We start from the raw sequence: 21,777 nt of genomic DNA on the forward strand, positions 1-21,777 counted from the left end.
ATGACCATGGCCAAGCGCGACACCTATACGCCCGATTCGCTGCTCGCGGTCGCCGTCGAGGTGTTCATCGAGCGCGGATACGACGGCACATCCATGGAGCATCTCTCCAAGGCGGCCGGCATCTCCAAGTCCTCGATCTACCACCATGTGCGCAGCAAGGAGGAGCTGCTCCACCGGGCGATAAGCCGCGCCCTGGACGGTCTGTTCGGCGTCCTGCAGGAGCCGGGCGCCCTAGAGGGACGGGCGATCGAGCGGCTGGAGTACGTCACCAGGCGCGAGGCCGAGGTGCTGATGGACGAACTGCCCTATGTGACGCTGCTGTTGCGGGTGCGCGGGAACACCGACACCGAGCGGTGGGCGATGGAGCGGCGCCGCGAGTTCGACCACGAGGTCGCGGATCTGCTCAAGCAGGCGGCCGCCGACGGTGATCTGCGCGACGACGTCGACATCCGGCTGGCCACCCGGCTGCTGTTCGGCATGATCAACTCGATTGTGGAGTGGTACCGGCCGGGGCGCGGCGGCGCGGCGAGCCGGGACGACGTGGCCGAGGCCGTGGTGCAAACGGCGTTCGCGGGGCTGCGCAAGAGCTGAGGGGCGGCGGGGGCCTGCGGGGCGGCCGGGAGCCCGGAGCCGCCCGTTCGCGCTACTCCTCCTCCGGGCCCAGTTCCGTCTCCTCGAAGACCAGCAGGGTGCGGGTGCTGAGCACCTCCGGGATCGACTGGATCCGGGTCAGGACCAGCTCCCGCAGTTCCCGGTTGTCCCTGGTGTGGACCAGCAGCAGGACGTCGAAATCGCCGCTGACCAGCGCGATGTGGGCCGCCCCGGGCAGCGCCGTGAGCTGGGCGCGCACGGTCCGCCAGGAGTTCTGCACAATCTTCAGCGTGATGTACGCGGAAGCGCCCTGACCTGCGCGTTCCTGGTCTATGAGGGCGCTGAAGCCCCGTATGACGCCGTCGTCGATCAGCCTGTTGATCCGGGCGTAGGCGTTGGCGCGCGAGACATGGACCTGCTCGGCGACGGAGCGGATCGAGGCGCGGCCGTCGGTCCGCAGCATGCGCAGGATCGCGCGGTCGACGGTGTCCAGCGGGCGTGCGGGCGGTGACGGCGGGGCGGATGCCGGCGACGGCTGGGCGCCAGGATTGGCCATCTGTTCGTCCCGCATATGGTCCCGCCTCCCCGTTGTGGACGTCCTGCATTCATCTCAAGCTGTGGAGAACCGTTTGTCCACAGGCTGAGTCCGCATGTAGCCAAAATGCATTGGCGACCGAACAATCGGTAGGGAAGGGCCGGGCCGCCCCTACCGGCTGCATCCTGCCCATGAGTCGCCCGCCACCACCCCATATCAGGCGCCTCGCGCCGCCCCCTTCGATCCGAGGAGGTGCTCGTCATGACGGTCCTTGAGCAGCCCGGCAGCAGCAGGAACAAGAGCTCTCTGCCCGGCCCGCCGCCCGACTGGCGGCCGCGCGTCGATCCCGCACCTCTCCTGCCCGATGCCGAGCCGTACCGCCTCCTGGGGACGCCCGCCGCCCGCGGGCTCGACGCGGACCTGCTCAAGCGGCTCTACGCCGAGCTGGTGCGCGGCCGCCGCTACAACGTCCAGGCCACGGCCCTGACCCGGCAGGGGCGGCTCGCGGTCTATCCGTCCTCCACCGGGCAGGAGGCCTGCCAAGTGGCCGCCGCGCTGGCCCTGGAGGACCGCGACTGGCTCTTCCCCAGCTACCGCGACACCCTCGCCGCCGTGGCCCGCGGCCTCGACCCCGTACAGGCGCTGACCCTGCTGCGCGGCGACTGGCACACCGGCTACGACCCGCACCGGCACCGCATCGCCCCCCTGTGCACCCCGCTCGCCACCCAGCTCCCGCATGCCGTGGGCCTGGCACACGCCGCCCGCCTCAAGGGCGACGACGTCGTGGCGCTGGCCATGGTGGGCGACGGCGGCACCAGCGAGGGCGACTTCCACGAGGCGCTGAATTTCGCGGCGGTCTGGCAGGCCCCGGCCGTCTTCCTCGTCCAGAACAACGGCTTCGCGATCTCCGTACCGCTCGCCAAGCAGTCCGCCGCCCCCTCCCTGGCACACAAGGCGGTCGGTTACGGCATGCCGGGCCGCCTGGTGGACGGCAACGACGCACCCGCCCTGCACGAGGTCCTCACCGAGGCCGTACAGCGCGCCCGCAGGGGCGGCGGCCCCACCCTGATCGAGGCCATCACCTACCGCATCGAGGCCCACACCAACGCCGACGACGCCACCCGCTACCGCACCGACGCCGAGGTCGAGGCATGGCGGGCGCACGACCCGATAGCCCTTCTGGAGCGCGAACTGACCGCCCGCGGACTGCTCACCGACGAATTCGCCGCCGCCACCCAGGACGGCGCCGAGCGCCTGGCGGCCGACCTGCGGGGGCGGATGAACCAGGACCCGGCGCTCGACCCGATGGACCTGTTCACCCACGTCTTCGCCGAGCAGACCAGCCAACTACGTGACCAGGCCGCCCAGTTGCGCGCCGAACTCGACGCAGAGCAGACCCCCGCCGAGGAGGCCAGGCCATGACGACCACTGCTCCGGCGGCCACCCGCAAGCCCGCCACCATGGCGCAGGCGCTGACCCGCGCGCTGCACGACGCCATGGCAGCGGACCCGACGGTCCATCTCATGGGCGAGGACGTCGGCACCCTGGGCGGCGTCTTCCGGATCACCGACGGCCTGGCCAAGGAGTTCGGCGAGGACCGCTGCAGCGACACCCCGCTCGCCGAGGCCGGCATCCTCGGCACCGCCGTCGGCATGGCCATGTACGGGCTGCGGCCGGTGGTGGAGATGCAGTTCGACGCGTTCGCCTACCCGGCGTTCGAGCAGCTCATCAGCCATGTCTCCCGGATGCGCAACCGCACCCACGGCGCCGTGCCGATGCCGCTGACCATCCGCGTCCCCTACGGCGGCGGCATCGGCGGCGTCGAGCACCACAGCGACTCCTCCGAGGCCTACTACCTCGCCACGCCCGGCCTCCAGGTCGTCACCCCGGCGACCGTCGCGGACGCCTACGGGCTGCTGCGCGCCGCCATCGCCTCCGACGACCCGGTCGTCTTCCTGGAGCCCAAGCGGCTGTACTGGTCCAAGGACGACTGGTCGCCCGACGCCCCCACGCCCGTCGCCCCGATAGGCCGCGCCGAGATCCGGCGCCGCGGCGAGAGCGCCACGCTGATCACCTACGGCCCGTCGCTGCCGGTCTGTCTGGAGGCCGCCGAGGCCGCCCGCGCCGAGGGCTGGGACCTGGAGGTCCTCGATCTGCGCTCGCTGATGCCGTTCGACGACGAGGCGGTCTGCGCGTCGGTCCGGCGTACCGGCCGTGCGGTGGTCGTCCATGAGTCGCCCGGATTCGGCGGCCCCGGTGGCGAGATCGCCGCCCGGATCACCGAGCGCTGCTTCCACCACCTGGAGGCGCCGGTGCTGCGGGTCGCCGGTTTCGACATCCCGTATCCGCCGCCCATGCTGGAGAGACACCATCTGCCTGGTGTGGACCGGATCCTGGACACCGTCGCCCGTCTCCAGTGGGAGTCGGGCTGGACCGAGGGACGTGGTGCGTGATGGCCGTGGTCCGTGAATTCACCCTCCCTGACCTGGGGGAAGGCCTCACCGAGGCGACGATCGTGCAGTGGCTGGTCGAGGTCGGCCAGGTGGTGGCCGTCGACCAGCCCGTGGTCGAGGTGGAGACCGCCAAGGCGATGGTGGAGGTGCCCTGCCCCTACGGCGGCGTGGTCACCGCCCGCTTCGGCGAGGAAGGGGCCGAGGTCCCGGTGGGGTCGCCGCTGGTGACGGTGGCGGTGGGCGCGGTGCCGGACGACCTGGCAGGCGAGGGTGCGGGCGACGGGGCGGCCGGTGCCGCCGGAGCGGCGGACACCGGGCCCCCGGAGGAGTCCACCGGCTCGGGAAATGTGCTGGTCGGCTACGGAACGAGCGAGGCCGCGGCGCGTCGGCGGAGGGTCCGGCCGGCAGGCGCCGGTCCCGCGCAGGACGTACCGGGCCCGCCCGAGCGGGCCGCGGCCCCCGTCGCCACCGCCCCCGAGAGCCGTACGATCCCCGTCATCTCGCCGCTGGTGCGCCGCATGGCGCGGGAAAACGGCCTGGACCTGGGGGAACTGACCGGGTCAGGGCGGGACGGGCTGATTCTGCGCTCGGACGTTGAGCGGGCGATCCGGGAGCGGGAGACGGCCACCACGGCGGCCTCCGTGGCGGGCGCGGTAGGGGCCGCGTCCGCCGCCGGGGCCGCACCGCAGGCCGAGCGCATCCCGCTGAAGGGAATGCGGGGCGCCGCGGCCGAGAAGTTCAGCCGCAGCCGCCAGGAGATCCCGGACGCCACCTGCTGGGTGGACGCCGACGCCACCGAACTCCTCGCCGCCCGCCGGGCGATGAACGTCCCCGGCGCCCCCAAGGTGTCGCTGCTCGCGCTGCTGGCCCGGGTCACCACGGCCGCGCTGGCCCGGTTCCCCGAGCTCAACGCGACCGTCGACACCCGGACCCGGGAGATCGTCCGGCTGCCCGCCGTCCACCTGGGCTTCGCCGCCCAGACCGACCGCGGCCTGGTCGTCCCGGTGGTGCGCGACGCCCACACCCGCACGGTCGAGGACCTGTCGGCCGAGATGGCCCGGCTCACCGAGACCGCCCGGACCGGCGGGCTCTCTCCGTCCGAGCTGACCCACGGCACCTTCACCCTCAACAACTACGGCGTCTTCGGCGTCGACGGCTCCACGCCGATCATCAACCACCCCGAGGCCGCGATGCTCGGCGTCGGCCGGATAGCCGCCAAACCCTGGGTCCACGAAGGTGAGCTGGCCGTCCGGCAGGTCGTCCAGCTGTCGTTCACCTTCGACCACCGGGTGTGCGACGGCGCCACGGCCGGCGGCTTCCTGCGGTTCGTCGCCGACTGTGTCGAACAACCGGCGCTGCTGCTGCGCACGCTGTGAGACGTCGGGGTGCCGCGCGCAGCCGTAGCCCGGTGGCTGCCGCGACACCTTCGACGGCCGTGACCCCTGTGTGAACGCGAAGACCCTGGTGATACTCAAGGGGTGAGCGACCACACCGACTACGACAGCATCGTGCTGGCCGGAGGCGCGGCCCGGCGGCTCGGCGGGGCGGACAAACCCGCCCTGTCGGTCGGCGGCCGCGCCCTGCTGGACCGGGTCCTCGCCGCCTGCACCGATGCGGCGATCACCGTCGTCGTCGGCCCCCGGCGCCCGGCGGGCCGCCCCGTGGTCCGCGCCCTGGAGGACCCGCCCGGCGGCGGCCCGCTCGCCGCGCTCGACGTCGGCCTGAGGCACACCACCGCCCCCACCGTCCTCGTCCTCTCCGCCGACCTGCCGTTCCTGACGCCCGGGACCGTACGCGCCCTCCTCGCGGCGGCGACCGGGACGGCCGACGGCGGCACGCCCCGCGACGGGGCCCTGCTGCGCGACGCCGGCGGGCGCGACCAGCCGCTGGTCGCCGCCTACCGGGCCGAGTCGCTGCGCCGCGAACTGGCCCTGCTGCGCGCCGAACACGGCACCCTGACCGGACTGCCGCTGCGCGCACTGCTGGCCGAGCTGGCGCTGGAACGGGTCCCGGACGCCACGTCCACGGCCTCCTTCGACTGCGACACCTGGGAAGACATCGGCGTGGCACGCGCCCGCATCAGGGAGCATGGACATGTGTTGGACGAATGGATCACCGCAGTAAAGGCCGAACTGGGCATCGACCTCGAGGTCGACACCGCGACCCTGCTCGACCTCGCCCGGGACGCCGCACACGGCGTGGCCCGCCCGGCCGCCCCGCTGACGACCTTTCTGATCGGCTACGCGGCGGGCCGGCAGGGCGCCGATGTGGCCGAGCTGGCCCAGCGGGCCGCCGCCCTGGCCAACCGATGGGCCGCCGAGGGCGAGGAGAGCGCGGACGGGGCCCCCGGCGCCACGGGCGGCGAAACGAAGCCCGCGGAATGACCGAGGGGGAGTTCGACGCCGCGCTGGACGATGCGCTCGCGCTGGCCAACGGAGCCGTACCGGCGGGCGCCCGGCACGCTGCCGCGAGCGGGCCGCACGGTGCGGGCCGGGCGCCCGGCGCAGGTGACGCGTACGACGGGCCGTACGGCGCATGGAGCGAAACACCGGACCACGCGCACGCCCGGGGCACCGCCCCGGACAATCCGCCCGGTACGGGCACCCCGGCCGATACGGGGGCCCCCTCCGGCACCGGCAGCACGCCCCCCGTCGGCACCCCCTCGCCTGCCGCCTCCCGCACCCCCGACCCGGCCCCGGTCGCCCCCTGTCCGTGGCACACCGCACGCGCCATCGCCCGCCGCGCCGCGCCCGGTCCGCTCCCGCCCGAGACGGCCCCGCTGGGCGAAGCACTCGGCCGCACCCTCGCCGCCCCGCTCGCCGCCCTCACCGATCTGCCGTCCTTCGACACCTCGGCCATGGACGGCTGGGCGGTCTCCGGCCCCGGCCCCTGGCACCTCGACCACCCCGGCGACGCCCCCGGCATCCTCGCCGGCCATGTCCCCACCGCCCCGCTCGCCGACGGCCATGCGATCGCCATCGCCACCGGGGCGCGGGTCCCGGCCGGCGCCACCGCCGTACTGCGCAGCGAGCACGGCGAGGTCCGGGAGATGACCGACGGCCGGTCCCGGCTGTATGCGCTGCGGCCCGCGTCGCCGGGCCAGGACATCCGCCCGCGCGGCCAGGAGTGCCGCAGCGGCGACCAACTCCTGGCGTCCGGCGCCCTGGTGACGCCCGCGGTCCTGGGCCTGGCCGCGGCCGCCGGTTACGACGAGCTGACCACGTACCCCCGCCCGCGGGTGGACGTCTTCGTCCTGGGCGATGAGCTGCTGCGCCACGGCCTGCCGCACGAGGGCCGGATCCGCGACGCGCTCGGCCCGATGCTCGGCCCCTGGCTGCAGGCGCTGGGGGCCGAGGCGGCCGCCCCGCGCCATCTCGCCGATGACCCCGACACCCTGTACGAGGCGATCGCCGGCTCGCGGGCCGATGTCGTCATCACCACGGGCGGCACCGCGGGGGGTCCGGTCGACCATGTGCACCCCACGCTCCACCGGCTGGGCTCCGAGGTGCTGGTGGACGGCGTGGAGGTACGGCCGGGGCACCCGATGCTGCTCGCCCGCATCACCCCGCACCGCCACCTCGTCGGGCTCCCCGGCAACCCCCTCGCCGCCGCCTCCGGCCTGCTCACCCTCGCCGAGCCGCTGCTGCGCACGCTGTCCGCCCGCCGTGCCCCGGCCCCGTACCGCACGCCGCTGTGGTCCTCGGTCCACGGCCATCCGCGCGACACCCGGCTCGTCCCGGTGTCCTATCGCGACGACGACCGCTACGGGCTGATGGCCGAACCGCTGCACTTCCACGGCCCCGCGATGCTGCGCGGGATCGCCGCCGCCGATGCGCTGGCCGTCATCCCGCCCGGCGGCGGGGACCGCGGTACCGAGGTCGAACTCCTCGAACTCCCCTGGGCGGCGGACTGGTCGCCGCCCGGGGCAACGCCCCCGTACGGCCCCTCCGGAGGCGCCGGGTGAAGCTCCCGTCCCACGACGCAGCGGCGCGCGACGTCCCCGAGGACCGTTCGCACCGGGTGATACTGCCGCGCCGTGCCCCCGTGGCACCGCTGCGGCAGGTCACCCGCCGCCTGATGATGGCGCTGCTGGTCCTGATCGCGACGGTCTTCATCGTGTGGATCGACCGCGCGGAGTACCACGACAACGCCGACGGCTCGGTGGATTTCCTCGACTGCGTCTACTACGCGACGGTCACGCTCTCGACCACCGGCTACGGCGACATCGTCCCGTACGGGGACAGTGCGCGGCTGCTCAACATCCTGCTCATCACGCCGCTGCGGGTGCTGTTCCTGATCATCTTGGTCGGCACGACACTGGAGGTGCTGACCGAGCGCACCCGCGAGCAGTGGCAACTCAAACGCTGGAGAACCGCCGTGCGCGACCACACCGTCATCGTCGGATACGGCACCAAGGGCCGCAGCGCCGTCCAGACCCTCCGTGCCACGGGCCTGTCCCGGGAGAAGATCGTCATCGTCGACCCCAGCCCCAAGGTGATCGAGGCCGCGGTGGCCGAGGGGTTCGCGGGGGTGGTCGGCGATGCGACCCGCAGCGATGTACTGCTGCGGGCCGAGGTCCAGCGCGCCCACCAGGTCGTCATCGCCACCCAGCGCGATGACACCGCCGTGCTGGTCTCCTTGACCGCCCGTCAGCTCAACAAGCGGGCGAACATCGTCGCGGCGGTGCGGGAGGAGGAGAACGCTCCGCTGCTGCGGCAGTCCGGTGCCGACGCCGTGATCACCTCGGCGAGCGCGGCCGGGCGGCTGCTGGGGCTCTCGGTGCACAGTCCGAGTGCGGGAACGGTCATGGAGGATCTGATCCAGCAGGGCAGCGGACTGGACCTGATCGAGCGGCCGGTGGTGAAGTCCGAGGTCGGCAAGTCGGTGCGGGAGACCGATGACCTGGTCGTCTCGGTGCTGCGGGGCCACCGCCTGATCGGTTACGACGACCCGGCGGCCAGCCCGCTGCAGTCCACCGACCGGCTGATCACCATCGTCCGCGCGGCCGCGACGGAGGAGCCGGACATCCCCGGCAGGCCGAACCGCGCCCAGTCCACCACGCTGCCCGGCACCGGCATCTCGCCGATGCGCCGGGCGGACGATTACCGGCCGGACGAGTAGCCGCGCCGACACGGACAGCGTGCCCTTCGGCAGCTGACCGCCGGTACCGGCTGCGGTCCGCGGCACCCGCCCCATCGCCCCCTGCCCGGTCGACGAGTAGCCTCGCGCTCATGCGAGCGATCACTATCCCGGAGCCCGGTGGCCCGGAAGCACTTGTCTGGGCGGATGTGCCCGATCCGCAGCCCGCCGAGGGCGAGGTCCTCATCGAGGTCGTGGCCAGCGCCGTGAACCGCGCGGACCTGCTGCAGCGTCAGGGCTTCTACGACCCGCCGCCCGGCTCCTCGCCGTACCCCGGCCTGGAGTGCTCCGGCCGGATCGTCGCGGTCGGTCCGGGGGTGCACGGCTGGGCCATCGGCGACGAGGTGTGCGCGCTGCTGGCGGGCGGCGGTTACGCCGAAAAGGTGGCCGTCCCGGCCGGGCAGGTGCTGCCGCTGCCGCCCGGCCTCGATCTGGTGGCGGCCGCCGCACTGCCCGAGGTGGCATGCACCGTCTGGTCCAACGTCTTCATGATCGCGCACCTGCGGCCCGGCGAGACGCTGCTGGTCCACGGCGGTGCCAGCGGTATCGGCACGATGGCGATCCAGCTCGCCAAGGCGGTCGGCGCGCGGGTCGCGGTCACCGCGGGCGGTCCCGAGAAGCTGGCCCGCTGCGCGGAGCTGGGCGCCGACATCCTCATCGACTACCGCGAACAGGACTTCGTCCAGGAACTCCGCAAGGCCACCGACGGCAAGGGCGCGGACGTCATCCTCGACATCATCGGCGCGAAGTACCTGCAGAAAAACGTCAAGGCGCTGGCGGTCAGCGGGCGGCTGGCGATCATCGGGATGCAGGGCGGGGTGAAGGCGGAGCTGAATCTCGCCGCCCTGCTCGCCAAGCGCGCCGCGATCACCGCCACCGGTCTGCGCGCCCGCCCGCTGAGCGAGAAGGCGGCCATTGTCGCGGCCGTGCGCGAGCATGTCTGGCCGCTGATCGGCAACGGCCAGGTGCGGCCGATCGTGGACCGTACGATCCCGATGGCGGACGCCGCCGAGGCGCATCGCGTGGTGGACGCGAGCGCACATGTCGGCAAGGTCGTCCTGACGGTCTGACCGCCCGCCGCGACCGGCAGGCTCCGCGTACGCCGACAACCCGGAGCCCGCGCCGACCGCGGCCGGAACCGCCGCTGTCCGCGGCCCCTCCCGTCCACGACACATAACCCGATCGACATGTCCAAGATGTCGTGAATCTAGTCACATGTGACTCTGGGCATGTCACTCGACGGCTCGGCACGGGAGGGGCACGGCTGTGGCTCCAGGATTCCGTTCGCGCATGACCACCGGTCTGCTGGTGGCCGCCGCCGCTCTGCCCGTCCCGCTGGCGACCACCGCGCTGGCCGCGGAGCAGCGGGCCGCTCCGCCCGACCGCCCGTCACACCTCGTACGGGGGCATGCACTGCCCGACGGCTATGCGGCGGATCCACCGCTGGCCGGAAACCGGGCGGGAGAAGGCCGCGGACACCCCGGTCGCCCGGAGTCGCTGGAATACCTGCCGGGAGTCCCGAGGCCGGATGCCGACATGCACATCGCGGACCTCCCCGTCCTGCGGGATTTCTTCGCCCATATCCCCGATGAGACGCCGCGCTACCCGGATGAGCCGCCCGAGTACCTCCCCTGGCACGACCCCCGTTACGGGCTAGACCCGGACGACTCCTCGCCGGACGACGATCCGGACGCCCCGGGCCCGGAGGATTCCCCGTCCGGCTCCCCCGAGAGTCCGTCCGACGAGGCGCAGGACCCCGGCCGTCCGGCGCCGTCCGACCCACCACCCGCACCCCCTCGGTCCGCCGCGCCCGGTCCTTCCCCCGGACCCCACTCCGACGTCGCGGGCGGCCTCGGCCACCGCCCGTACAAGCCCCTCCAGCCGCCCTCACCGTCCAAGAAGCGGCACCACACCCCACCGGACGACGCCGAACCGTCCGACCCGGCCGAGCCGTATGCGATGGAAACCCCCACGGCCCCGGTCGAACGCGTCCTCCCCATGGGCGCCGGCCTCGCCCTCACCGGCCTGGGCCTGGCCTTCCTGGGCCTGCGGCTACGCCGCCGCTGAGCCGGAAGCCGGCTGTTTCACGTGAAACACCGCACCAGAGGAACCGCGCAATTCCCCGGCACTCACCGTTTCACGTGAAACAGACAGCTCACCGAAAAGTCACCGTTTCACGTGAAACCAGCCCGACCGTCACGCACGGTTTCACGTGAAACAACCGAGGGTGAGTGCGGTGCCAGGCCTCCTGGACTTCCCCCCTGCACCCTGCGGCCGATCCCGCATTTTCTCCCGGCCCCGCGTCCGGCGGGCTCAAAACAACGGAACGAGCACGGCGCCGCACCCGCCAACGTGCGGGTACGCGACAATGGCGGCATGGATATGCCGATGAACGAACGGTCGCAGGAGAACCCGCACGTCCTGGTTGTCGGCCCGGACGGCATGGCGCTCGGCAGTGCCGGCCCCGGTGGCGGCGGGGACAACGGCGAAGAGCCCCGCGAGGTTCCGGTGACCGACATGGTCGAACAGCCTGCCAAGGTCATGCGCATCGGCAGCATGATCAAGCAGCTGCTGGAGGAGGTGAAGTCCGCCCCTCTGGACGAGGCGAGCCGGGTCCGCCTCAAGGAGATCCACGCCAGCTCGGTGAAGGAGCTGGAAGACGGACTGGCGCCCGAGCTGGTGGAGGAGCTGGAGCGGCTCTCCCTGCCGTTCACCGACGAATCGGTGCCGACGGAATCGGAACTGCGCATCGCCCAGGCCCAGTTGGTGGGCTGGCTGGAGGGCCTCTTCCACGGCATCCAGACCGCGCTGTTCGCCCAGCAGATGGCGGCCCGCGCCCAGCTGGAGTCCATGCGCCGCGCCCTGCCGCCCGGCGCCCCGACCGACGGCGACGAGATCCCCGGTCACGGCGGTGCCCGGTCGGGTCCGTATCTCTAGGCCGCAGTGGCAGTACGACAGGAGGGGCCGGCACGCGCGCTGCGTGCCGGCCCCTCCGCTGTGTCTCAGGCTCTGGACCCGTACCCCGGTCAGTAGTGGCCGGTCGAGACGGTCAGCTGGATCGGCTCGTCCTCACCCGGGGTCCACCTGCCGTAGTAGCTCGGGGTCTGCGTCGTGACGGCGTTCTTGGCGAAGAACGAGTTGGTCTCCGTCACCTTGTACTTCCAGTGGGCGGCGTCCAGGCACGCCTTCACGGAGTCCAGGTCCTTCAAAACGAACGACGGGACGTAGACCATTTTCTCTTCGCCGTACGGGTGCTGGGGGGAGGTGCACTCGGACGCCGCTATCGTCTTCGTCTTGTCCGGAGGCCTGACGCTCACGGTCGGCGACGCCGAGTCGGAGGAGTTCGTCGAGTACCCCGATGTGGGGTCGTCGCTGCCGTTGTCGTCGCTGGACCCCCCGGCGCTCAGCCCGATGCCGATCGCGATCGCCGTGACCACGATCACACCCACTATCGCCGAGACGACGATCACCGCGGTGTTGTTCTTGCGAGGAGCGCCCGGGCCGCCGCTCGTCGGCATCGAGGGAGCCACCGGCGGCGGCGTGAACGTCGGCGGGGGCTGGAAGCCACCGGCGTTGAACGGCGCGGGGGTCGGCCCGGGCGCCGGTGCCGGGGTCGGATAGGCGTTGTTCACCGGCGGCGGAGTGGACGGTCCGAAGGCCGCCTGCGTCGGCTGATACGGCTGCTGCACGCTCGGCGGTGCCGGGGTGTGCGGGTTGCCGCTGGCGGTGGGGAACACCGAGGAGGACACCGACGAACCGCTGGTGCGCGCCCGCGGGCCCTCGCTGATGATCAGCGGCGATCCGGACTGCCCGGAGCCGGCGATCCGCAGACATTCGTCCTGCATCGCCTCGGCGGTCGGGAACCGCTCGTTGGGATTCTTCTTCAGTGCACGGGCCACCAGCGCGTCCACGGCCGGCGGCAGCGAGCGATTGATGCTCGACGGAACCGGCGGCTCTTCCTGGACATGGGCGTAGGCGATGGCCAGCGGGGAGTCCGCGTCGAAGGGCAGCTGTCCGGTCAGCAGCTCGAAGAGCATGATGCCGACGGAGTAGAGGTCGGAGCGGGCGTCCACGCCCCGGCCCAGCGCCTGCTCGGGCGACAGATATTGCGGGGTGCCGACGACCATGCCGGTCTGCGTCATGGAGGTGACGCCGGACTGCATGGCGCGGGCGATGCCGAAGTCCATGACCTTGACGACATTGCGCTTGGTCATCATGACGTTGCCCGGCTTGATGTCCCGGTGGACCAGGCCCATCTCATGGCTCGCCTCGAGCGCGGCGAGCACATCGGCGGTGATCTTCAGCGCCTTGTCGGTCGGCATCGCGCCGTGCTGGGCGATGTCGTTGTCGAGCTCCGAGCGCAGCGGCTGCCCGGAGACGTACTCCATGATGATGTACGGCACCATGCCGCCGTCGAGCTCGTCCTCGCCGGAGTCGAAGACCGAGACGATATTGGTGTGCGTGAGCTTCGCCACGGACTGCGCCTCGCGGCGGAAGCGCTCGCGGAATGCCTGCTCGCGACCGAGCTCGGTGTGCAGTGTCTTGATCGCGACCTCGCGGTCCAGCACGCTGTCGTACGCGAGGTGTACGGATGCCATTCCGCCCGCGCCGAGAAGATCACGAAGCTGGTAACGTCCTCCGCCGACCGAACGGCCCTCGAATTGGCCTTGAGCGCCGTCCTGGCTCATGGTTCCGCTTCCCCCTGGGCGTACTGCCCGTACGTATCGCGATCAAATTCTGGAATTCCGCAGCCAAGTCTGCCCCAGGGCAGTGACACGTCAAGCCGTGTGCCCGTTCCGTGACCAGATGCGCAAGATCCGGCCACGGTCCAGAGATCTTTTGCGGCTTCGATTACCCCTGGTGAACTTGCCCCTACTGACATCCGGGCGGTTTGATGGCCGGTCCATGACGGACCGGTGGGTGTCGTCGAACCTGTAGCGTGCTGTAGCGAAGACCGAGACCTTACCGCTCTTGATGCGGATCGATTCGACGGCGAGGACCGATGGCACCGACGCAGAGCCCGCAGGGCCCGTCCGATCCTGAGGCCACCGGCTCCAATATCCCCGACACACCGGAGATGTGGGGCAATGGAGGGCTGGTCGGCGATGGCCGCTACCGGCTCACGCGCCGGCTCGGCCGCGGCGGTATGGCGGAGGTGTTCGCGGCCGAAGACGTACGGCTGGGCCGCACCGTCGCCGTGAAGCTGCTGCGCGCCGATCTGGCCGAAGACCCGGTGTCCAAGGCCCGATTCACGCGCGAGGCACAGTCCGTGGCCGGACTGAACCACCACGCCGTTGTCGCCGTCTACGACTCCGGCGAGGACTTCGTCAGCGGCAACACCGTGCCGTACATCGTGATGGAGCTGGTCGAGGGCCGCACCATCCGTGACCTGCTGCTCAACGCCGATGCCCCGCCGCCGGACCAGGCGCTGATCATCGTCTCCGGGGTGCTGGAGGCGCTGGCCTACAGCCACCAGCACGGCATCGTGCACCGTGACATCAAGCCCGCGAACGTGATCATCACGCACAGCGGTGCGGTGAAGGTCATGGACTTCGGTATCGCCCGTGCCCTGCACGGCGCGCAGTCCACGATGACCCAGACCGGCATGGTCATGGGCACTCCGCAGTACCTCTCCCCGGAACAGGCGCTCGGCAAGACCGTCGACACCCGTTCCGACCTGTACGCCACCGGCTGTCTGCTGTACGAACTGCTCGCGCTGCGGCCGCCGTTCACCGGTGAGACCCCGCTGTCGGTGGTCTACCAGCACGTCCAGGACATGCCGGTGCCGCCGTCCGAGGTCGCCGAGGCGGTGCCGCCGGAGCTGGACGGCCTGGTCATGCGTTCGCTGGCCAAGGACCCGGACGACCGTTTCCAGACCGCGGAGGAGATGCGCGGGCTGGTCCAGTACTCGCTGCAGATGCTGCAGGAGCAGGGCGGTCACACCGGCACCTGGAACACCGGCCCGGTGGCGATACATGAGGGCGGCACCACCTCGGTCATGCGGGACGCCGCCACCACCGCGCTGCGGCAGCAGGATGGCGGTCATACGGCCGCGCAGCCGATCCTGCCGGGCGGCCGGGACGACGACGGCGGTTTCGACGGCGGTCACCGGCCCGCCAAGAGCGGCCGCGGCAAGCTCTGGCTGATCGCGGCGCTCGCGGTGATAGCGATCGCGGTGGGTGTGGCTTTCGCGCTGCAGAACGGCAAGAAGGACAACCAGGATCCGAGCGACCACAAGTCGCCCACGCCCTCGGTGTCCAAGAGCGACAAGACCACCGAGCCGCCGTCGGAGGAGCCGAGCACGCCGGAGACCCTGCCGGGTACCACGGGTGGCGACTCCGACACGTACTCCCCGACGCCGAGTGACGAGCCCAGCACGCCGGAGCCGTCCGAGTCGCCCAGCACGGAGCCGCCGACGGACGAGCCTTCCACGTCCGATCCCTCCACCGACCCCTCCGACGGTGGTACGACGGACGGCGGAACCGCCGACGGCGGAACGGCCGACGGTGGGACCGCGGACGGAGGCACCGCAGACGGCGGTGCTGTGGACGGTGGCACCGACGCCGGCACCACAGGCGGCGCGGACGGCGGTGCGACGCCGGGCGGTGCCACCGGCTGACCGACCAGCTGACGAATGCGGCGGGCCGCTCCAGATCTCTGGAGCGGCCCGTTGTTTCACGTGGAACAGCGGCCCGCGAACGCATCCCGTACCGCGGCGTACTCCCGGGTCCACCACACCGCCAGCGCGGCCGCCGCCGGGAACTGCGGGTCGGTGCGCGGGTCGCCCAGCCGGTAGCGCCAGGTGAGCATCCAGAAGTCGTTCAGGCGCTCCCACCACACCCGGTGTACGGCGGCGGCCAGTTCGTCGGCCCCGGCCCCGCAGGCGCTGCGGTAGGCACCCGCGTACGCCGCCACCTTCGCCAGGTCCAGGGTGCCGCAGGGCCGTACGAAGAAGATCGCGGCGGCGCGAACCGCCTCCTCGGCGCGGGGCTGGACGCCCAGCCGGTCCCAGTCGACGATCGCGGCCGGTTCCGAGCCCCGGTAGAGCACATTGAGCGGATGGAAGTCGCCGTGCACCCAGCCGGCGGCGGGTGCGACGCCGGCCGCCGGCCGGCGGTGGACCAGCCGCTTGAGCAGTGCCCTGCGCTCGAGGAGGCGGTGTTCGGCGAGTTCGTCGAAGCTGGTGCGGGGACGGGTCCGGCGGGCCAGCGCGAGCAGCTCGTCGATCAGCTCGAAGGTATGGGCCGGGTCGGCGGCCTCGGCGCGGTACGCGGGTCGCGGTGGATGCGGATCGGCCCCCATGACCTGCTCCAGGGCGGTGTGCACCAGCCCGAGGAGCGCGCCGAGCCGACGGGACTGGGCCGGGCTCAGTGCGGCGCCGCCCAGGTGCCGGCCCTCGACCCACGGGTGCAGGGCGTAGCAGCGCCCCTCCAGGACGGTGACCGTGCGGCCGTCCGTGGCGGGTACCGGCGGGGCGACCGGCAGGCCGAGATCGGCGAGCCGGAGGGTGGCGCGGTGCTGGCGGGTGATGGCGCCGAGGTCGCCGTCGAGGTGGTGCTTGAGGAAATAGCGGCCGTGCGTGGTGGCGAGGAAGTAGCCGTGGTTGAGCAGGCCTTCGGCGACGGGTTCACACGACAGGGGATCGCCGGCGCCTTCGTAGCGGCGCAGCAGGGATCCGAGGACGTGCCCGTCGGGCGTTGCCGCCGTCCGGGCTACAGATGAGCGCAGCACGCGCCAGATGTTAGATCAACGAGGTCCGGCAGAGCGGGCTTATAGGAAAGCCTCACGCAGAGTGCGCATATGGGAAGCAGCCGTACAGTACGCGCGTGTCACACCGTCTGCGCGTACTGGAAGACCGGCACGTCCGTCAGATGGTGCAGGGTCACGAACTCCGGCTCGATGCGGAGGAACACCGGGTCGAAGGGCGCGCCGTCGGCCAGTCGGGGTGTGCGGCCGAAGAGCGCGCGCTCGGCGGGGGTGGGGTCGCAGACCCGCGCCGTGCCGGTGAACTGCACGGACCAGGTGTCGCTCGCGCCGCTGTTGACGTTGTCGGCCTCGTACGCGACAACGCTGCCGTCGAGCGCCTGGTGGTAGTCGTAACCGCGGTGCAGCCGGAGAATGAGCTGCCCGTCGACGATGAGGTGCCGGGTGACGGTGGTGAACGGCAGCGCCCGTCGGCTGGCCGACACCCGGCCGTAGGGAGTCCGGCTCAGCAGCTCGATCGCGCGGTAATCGTCGAAGGGCATGCCCTCAGACTGCCCGCCCGCACCGACCCCAAGTAGGGACGGCAGCCCCGAAAGGGCCGGGACCAAGGTCCCGGCCGCGGGAATCGGTGCAGTGGCCTATTCCGCTGCTCCATGCCTGGTGAGAGGCCGTTTCAGTGCTTTTCCGCCTGCAGCCGCGCGACATATGCGGCGGCCTGGGAACGGCGTTCCATACCGAGCTTGGAGAGCAGGCTGGAGACATAATTCTTGATCGTTTTTTCGGCGAGATGGAGCCGCTCGCCGATGGCGCGGTTGGTCAGGCCCTCGCCGATCAGATCGAGGATCTTGCGTTCCTGCTCGGTGAGATTCGCCAGCCGGTCGTCGCCCTTCGCGTTGTTGCCGTCGCGCAGCCGTTCCAGCACGCGGGCCGTGGCCACCGGGTCGAGCAGGGACTTTCCGGCCGCCACATCGCGTACCGCGGAGAGCAGTTCATTGCCCCGAATGGCCTTGAGCACATAGCCCGAGGCGCCGGCCATGATCGCGTCGAAAAGGGCCTCGTCGTCGGCGAACGAGGTGAGCATCAGGCATTTGATGTCCTCGTTCTGGGACCGGATCTCGCGGCAGACCTCGACGCCACTGCCGTCCGGCAGCCGGACGTCCAGCACGGCTACATCGGGGCGGGTTGCGGGGATTCTGACCAGCGCGTCCGCGGCGGTGCCCGCCTCGCCGACGACCTCGATGTCCTCTTCGACCGACAGCATTTCGTGGACGCCCCGCCGGACAACTTCGTGGTCATCGAGCAGGAAAACCGTGATTTTTCCGTCTTCGTGCACTGCTCCAGTCTCACACACCAAACTCTTCCCGTGCTCCAGGTCACCGTTATAACGTGCCGGTGTCCCGGCGGCCTGCAACGCTGTGACCAGGAGTTGTTCCCACGCTTCGCGATTTACTTGGAAATCCAAGCAAAATCGCAGGTCAGCGCCGTTTTCACTTAGGCTTTGGCACTGGGTAACGTGCAAAGAGCAGGCCACTGTCCGGGACGCTTTGTTCCACCCGGATCCGGCCGCGTTCGCACACACCCCGTGCGCCGTATCGGATACCGGGTGAGCCGCAATACGGCCACCGGCGGACCCCGGGGGCCGGACAGACGGAGGAGCAGCACGTGACCGTGGAAGGCACTGCCCAGCGGAAAAGCACCCGCGCCGGCAGCAAGCGCACCGCCGCCAAAAAGGCATCGCCGACGAAGAAGGCGACCGAGGCAAAGGCCGGCAGCCGGCCGGACCAGGCGGAGCAGGACCAGCTCGTACAACTGCTGACTCCGGAAGGAAAGCGGGTCGAGCACCCGGAATACGCAATCGACCTGTCCCCGGAAGAGCTGCGCGGGCTCTACCGTGACATGGTCCTCACGCGGCGGTTCGACGCCGAGGCGACCACTCTCCAGCGTCAGGGCGAACTGGGCCTGTGGGCCTCGCTGCTGGGCCAGGAGGCCGCACAGATCGGCTCCGGCCGCGCGCTGCGCGACGACGACTACGTCTTCCCGACCTACCGCGAGCACGGCGTGGCCTGGTGCCGCGGCGTCGACCCGACGAACCTGCTGGGTATGTTCCGTGGCGTCAACCACGGTGGCTGGGATCCCAACAGCAATAACTTCCACCTCTACACCATCGTCATCGGCTCGCAGACGCTGCACGCGACCGGTTATGCGATGGGGGTGCAGAAGGACGGCGCGGATTCCGCGGTCATCGCGTATTTCGGTGACGGAGCCTCCAGCCAGGGCGATGTCGCCGAATCCTTCACCTTCTCCGCGGTCTACAACGCCCCGGTCGTGTTCTTCTGCCAGAACAACCAGTGGGCGATCTCCGAGCCCACCGAGAGGCAGACCCGCGTCCCGCTCTACCAGCGCGCCCGCGGCTACGGCTTCCCGGGCGTCCGGGTGGACGGCAACGACGTACTGGCCTGTCTGGCGGTGACCAAGGCGGCGCTGGAGCGGGCGCGTACCGGCCAGGGACCGATGCTGGTCGAGGCGTTCACCTACCGCATGGGCGCGCACACCACCTCCGACGACCCGACGAAGTACCGGGCCGACGAGGAGACGCTCGCCTGGGAGGCCAAGGACCCGATCCTGCGGCTGCGGACGTATCTGGAGTCCGAGGGCTTCGTCGACGAGGCGTATCTCGCCGGCATCGACCAGGAGAGCGAGGCCCTGGGCAAGCGGGTCCGCGACGCCGTCCGCGCCATGCCGGATCCGGATTCCATGGCGATCTTCGAGAATGTCTATGCCGACGGGCATGCGCTCGTCGATGAGGAGCGCGCGCAGTTCGCCGCGTACCAGGCGTCGTTCGCCGATGCCGAAGCCATCGCGGAGGGGAACTGACCATGGCCGTCCACGAGAAGATCACCATCGCCAAGGCGATCAACGCCTCGCTGCGCGCCTCCATGGAGGCCGACCCCAAGGTCGTCGTCATGGGTGAGGACGTCGGCAAGCTCGGCGGCGTCTTCCGCGTCACCGACGGACTGCAGAAGGACTTCGGCGAGGACCGGGTGATCGACACCCCGCTCGCCGAGTCCGGCATCATCGGCACCGCGATCGGTCTGGCCCTGCGCGGCTACCGCCCCGTCGCCGAGATCCAGTTCGACGGCTTTGTCTTCCCCGCCTACGACCAGATCGTCACCCAGCTCGCCAAGATGCACGCCCGCGCGCTGGGCAAGGTCAAGGTGCCGGTCGTCATCCGCATCCCGTACGCGGGCGGCATCGGCGCCGTCGAGCACCACTCCGAGTCCCCCGAGGCGCTGTTCGCGCATGTCGCGGGCCTCAAGATCGTCTCCCCTTCGAACTCCTCCGACGCCTACTGGATGCTCCAGCAGGCCATCGCGGGCGACGACCCCGTCATCTACTTCGAGCCCAAGCGCCGCTACCACGACAAGTCGCGGCTGGACACCGAGTCGATCCCCGACCCGCTGCACAAGGCCCGCGTCACCCAGGCCGGCACGGACCTCACGCTCGCCGCCTACGGCCCGATGGTGAAGGTCTGTCTGGACGTCGCCAAGGTCGCGGCCGAGGAGGGCAAGTCGGTCGAGGTCGTCGATCTGCGCTCGATCTCCCCCATCGACTTCGACACCGTGCAGTCGTCGGTGGAGAAGACCGGACGGCTGGTCGTGGTCCACGAGGCACCGGTCTTCTTCGGCTCGGGTGCGGAGATCGCCGCCCGGATCACCGAGCGCTGCTTCTACCACCTCGAGGCACCTGTCCTGCGGGTTGGCGGCTTCCACGCCCCGTACCCGCCGTCCCGGCTGGAGGACGAGTACCTTCCGGGCCTGGACCGGGTGCTCGACGCCGTTGACCGCGCGCTGGCGTACTGAGGGGTTTGAGGAGAGTTCGTGACCATGACTGCAAGCACCACAGGCGCTCAGCGCATCCGTGAGTTCAAGATGCCCGACGTGGGCGAGGGGCTCACTGAGGCCGAGATCCTCAAGTGGTACGTCCAGCCGGGCGATACCGTCACCGACGGCCAGGTCATCTGTGAGGTCGAGACCGCCAAGGCCGCCGTGGAACTGCCCATCCCCTACGACGGGGTGGTGCACGCGCTGCACTTCGACGAGGGCGTCACCGTCGATGTCGGCACCTCCATCATCGCCGTGGACACCGACCCCGGAGCCGGGCCCGTCCCGGACGGCTCCGCCGCCCCGGCCGTGGACACGGCCGCCGCACCCGCCGAGGAGGACGCGGAGCCGCAGGGCCGGCAGGCGGTGCTGGTCGGCTACGGTGCCGCCCCGTCCTCGACCAAGCGCCGGGCCCGCAAGCCGCAGCCGGGCGCCTCCACCGGTGTGCCGGTCCAGCCGGAGCGGGCGAACGCCACGCTGCAGGCCGAGGTGAACGGGCGTCCCGCGGCCCCGGCACCGGTCGCTCCGGTGGCGCCCGCCGTGACCACCGGCCGGCCGCTGGCCAAGCCGCCGGTCCGCAAGCTCGCCAAGGACCTCGGCATCGACCTGGCGACCATCGCCCCGACCGGGCCGGACGGGATCATCACCCGTGAGGACGTCCATGCGGCAGCCGCCCCGGCGCCGTCCGTGGCAGCCGCACCGGAGCCCGAGGTCGCGGGCCCCGCCGCGGCGGGCGTGGTCGACACCGCCGCCCGCGAGCGCCGGGTCCCGGTCAAGGGCGTACGCAAGGCGACCGCCCAGGCCATGGTGAACTCGGCCTTCACCGCACCCCACGTCACGGAGTTCATCACCGTCGATGTGACCCGCACGATGAAGCTCGTCCAGGAGCTGAAGCAGGACCCGGACATGGCCGGGCTGCGCGTGAACCCGCTCCTGCTCGTCGCCAAGGCCTTCCTGGTCGCCATCAAGCGGCACCCGGAGGTCAACGCGGCCTGGGACGAGGCGAATCAGGAGATTGTCTACAAGGACTACGTCAATCTCGGCATCGCGGCGGCCACGCCGCGCGGCCTGATCGTCCCGAACATCAAGGACGCGGGCGTCAAGACGCTTCCCCAGCTCGCCGCAGAGCTCGGCGAGCTGGTCGCCACCGCACGTGAGGGCAAGACCTCTCCGGCGGCGATGTCCGGCGGCACGGTCACCATCACCAACGTCGGCGTCTTCGGCGTCGACACCGGTACGCCGATCCTCAACCCGGGGGAGTCCGCGATCCTGGCCTTCGGTGCGGTCAAGCTTCAGCCCTGGGTCCACAAGGGCAAGGTGAAGCCCCGCCAGGTCACCACCCTGGCGCTTTCCTTCGACCACCGTCTGATCGACGGTGAACTGGGCTCCAAGCTGCTCGCGGATGTCGCGGCAATCCTGGAGTACCCGAAGCGGCTGATCACCTGGGGCTGAGCCGGATCGGCTGAACTCAGCG

At 71.2% G+C, this 21,777-nt stretch carries 19 protein-coding genes; 14 read left to right on the plus strand and 5 right to left on the minus strand.

Annotated elements, in window-relative coordinates:
- Positions 1-591 carry a TetR/AcrR family transcriptional regulator gene (locus tag ADL29_RS21725; protein ID WP_053925280.1) on the plus strand — a complete coding sequence of 197 codons (591 nt, stop codon included), beginning with the start codon at positions 1-3 and terminating at the stop codon, positions 589-591.
- A gap of 52 nt (positions 592-643) precedes the next feature.
- Here the strand turns inward: ADL29_RS21725 and ADL29_RS21730 are convergent, their stop codons facing one another.
- Positions 644-1,162: an Lrp/AsnC family transcriptional regulator gene (locus tag ADL29_RS21730; RefSeq protein ID WP_046927116.1), complete on the minus strand. Its 519-nt coding sequence runs from the start codon at positions 1,160-1,162 to the stop codon at positions 644-646.
- A 225-nt stretch (positions 1,163-1,387) separates the two neighbouring features.
- Between ADL29_RS21730 and pdhA (ADL29_RS21735) the strand changes: the two genes are divergently transcribed.
- The 9 genes from pdhA (ADL29_RS21735) to ADL29_RS21775 all read left to right on the plus strand — a co-directional run bounded on the left by pdhA (ADL29_RS21735) (position 1,388) and on the right by ADL29_RS21775 (position 11,655).
- Positions 1,388-2,548, plus strand: coding sequence for a pyruvate dehydrogenase (acetyl-transferring) E1 component subunit alpha (gene pdhA, locus ADL29_RS21735; protein ID WP_053925281.1), 1,161 nt, complete (start codon positions 1,388-1,390; stop codon positions 2,546-2,548).
- On the plus strand, positions 2,545-3,579 hold the full coding sequence (locus ADL29_RS21740; protein ID WP_053925282.1) for an alpha-ketoacid dehydrogenase subunit beta: 1,035 nt from the start codon (positions 2,545-2,547) through the stop codon (positions 3,577-3,579). Before pdhA (ADL29_RS21735) ends, ADL29_RS21740 begins: the two co-directional genes overlap by 4 nt.
- Positions 3,579-4,955, plus strand: coding sequence for a dihydrolipoamide acetyltransferase family protein (locus ADL29_RS21745; RefSeq protein ID WP_053925283.1), 1,377 nt, complete (start codon positions 3,579-3,581; stop codon positions 4,953-4,955). The genes ADL29_RS21740 and ADL29_RS21745 overlap by 1 nt, the downstream gene beginning before the upstream one ends.
- A gap of 102 nt (positions 4,956-5,057) precedes the next feature.
- Complete coding sequence (locus tag ADL29_RS21750; RefSeq protein WP_053925284.1) at positions 5,058-5,963, plus strand: NTP transferase domain-containing protein; 906 nt, start codon at positions 5,058-5,060, stop codon at positions 5,961-5,963.
- Positions 5,960-7,543 (plus strand): molybdopterin molybdotransferase MoeA, encoded by a 1,584-nt coding sequence (locus tag ADL29_RS21755; protein WP_053925285.1) that lies wholly within the window; start codon positions 5,960-5,962, stop codon positions 7,541-7,543. The genes ADL29_RS21750 and ADL29_RS21755 overlap by 4 nt, the downstream gene beginning before the upstream one ends.
- Positions 7,540-8,700, plus strand: coding sequence for a potassium channel family protein (locus ADL29_RS21760; RefSeq protein WP_046927122.1), 1,161 nt, complete (start codon positions 7,540-7,542; stop codon positions 8,698-8,700). Before ADL29_RS21755 ends, ADL29_RS21760 begins: the two co-directional genes overlap by 4 nt.
- 110 nt (positions 8,701-8,810) lie before the next feature.
- Positions 8,811-9,788, plus strand: a complete 978-nt coding sequence (locus ADL29_RS21765) for an NAD(P)H-quinone oxidoreductase (RefSeq protein ID WP_046927123.1) — start codon at positions 8,811-8,813, stop codon at positions 9,786-9,788.
- A gap of 220 nt (positions 9,789-10,008) precedes the next feature.
- Positions 10,009-10,785, plus strand: coding sequence for a hypothetical protein (locus ADL29_RS21770; RefSeq protein WP_053925286.1), 777 nt, complete (start codon positions 10,009-10,011; stop codon positions 10,783-10,785).
- 309 nt (positions 10,786-11,094) lie between these two features.
- The gene (locus tag ADL29_RS21775; RefSeq protein WP_211274364.1) at positions 11,095-11,655 is read left to right on the plus strand and encodes a bacterial proteasome activator family protein; all 561 of its coding nucleotides are present in this window, start codon (positions 11,095-11,097) and stop codon (positions 11,653-11,655) included.
- 89 nt (positions 11,656-11,744) lie between these two features.
- On the opposite strand, the gene ADL29_RS21780 is transcribed toward ADL29_RS21775, so the two are convergent.
- Entirely contained in the window at positions 11,745-13,406 is a 1,662-nt protein-coding gene (locus ADL29_RS21780) for a protein kinase domain-containing protein (RefSeq protein ID WP_053925288.1), read from the minus strand.
- A gap of 314 nt (positions 13,407-13,720) precedes the next feature.
- Between ADL29_RS21780 and ADL29_RS21785 the strand changes: the two genes are divergently transcribed.
- The gene (locus ADL29_RS21785; protein WP_053925289.1) at positions 13,721-15,337 is read left to right on the plus strand and encodes a protein kinase domain-containing protein; all 1,617 of its coding nucleotides are present in this window, start codon (positions 13,721-13,723) and stop codon (positions 15,335-15,337) included.
- 56 nt (positions 15,338-15,393) lie between these two features.
- On the opposite strand, the gene ADL29_RS21790 is transcribed toward ADL29_RS21785, so the two are convergent.
- The 3 genes from ADL29_RS21790 to ADL29_RS21800 all read right to left on the minus strand — a co-directional run bounded on the left by ADL29_RS21790 (position 15,394) and on the right by ADL29_RS21800 (position 17,755).
- Positions 15,394-16,449 carry a phosphotransferase gene (locus ADL29_RS21790; RefSeq protein ID WP_053925290.1) on the minus strand — a complete coding sequence of 352 codons (1,056 nt, stop codon included), beginning with the start codon at positions 16,447-16,449 and terminating at the stop codon, positions 15,394-15,396.
- 98 nt (positions 16,450-16,547) lie between these two features.
- Positions 16,548-16,964 (minus strand): pyridoxamine 5'-phosphate oxidase family protein, encoded by a 417-nt coding sequence (locus tag ADL29_RS21795; RefSeq protein ID WP_053925291.1) that lies wholly within the window; start codon positions 16,962-16,964, stop codon positions 16,548-16,550.
- Between the two features lie 131 nt (positions 16,965-17,095).
- Positions 17,096-17,755: a response regulator gene (locus ADL29_RS21800; protein WP_053925292.1), complete on the minus strand. Its 660-nt coding sequence runs from the start codon at positions 17,753-17,755 to the stop codon at positions 17,096-17,098.
- Between the two features lie 329 nt (positions 17,756-18,084).
- Between ADL29_RS21800 and pdhA (ADL29_RS21805) the strand changes: the two genes are divergently transcribed.
- From pdhA (ADL29_RS21805) to ADL29_RS21815, 3 genes are read left to right on the plus strand one after another with little or no spacing between them, the layout of a single operon-like run.
- Positions 18,085-19,296, plus strand: coding sequence for a pyruvate dehydrogenase (acetyl-transferring) E1 component subunit alpha (gene pdhA, locus ADL29_RS21805; protein ID WP_053925293.1), 1,212 nt, complete (start codon positions 18,085-18,087; stop codon positions 19,294-19,296).
- A gap of 2 nt (positions 19,297-19,298) precedes the next feature.
- Positions 19,299-20,282 (plus strand): alpha-ketoacid dehydrogenase subunit beta, encoded by a 984-nt coding sequence (locus tag ADL29_RS21810; RefSeq protein ID WP_053925294.1) that lies wholly within the window; start codon positions 19,299-19,301, stop codon positions 20,280-20,282.
- 24 nt (positions 20,283-20,306) lie between these two features.
- Complete coding sequence (locus ADL29_RS21815) at positions 20,307-21,755, plus strand: dihydrolipoamide acetyltransferase family protein (protein ID WP_053925295.1); 1,449 nt, start codon at positions 20,307-20,309, stop codon at positions 21,753-21,755.
- Positions 21,756-21,777: the final 22 nt, after the last annotated feature.

Source organism: Streptomyces chattanoogensis, from assembly GCF_001294335.1.
Classification (GTDB): Bacteria; Actinomycetota; Actinomycetes; order Streptomycetales; family Streptomycetaceae; genus Streptomyces; species Streptomyces chattanoogensis.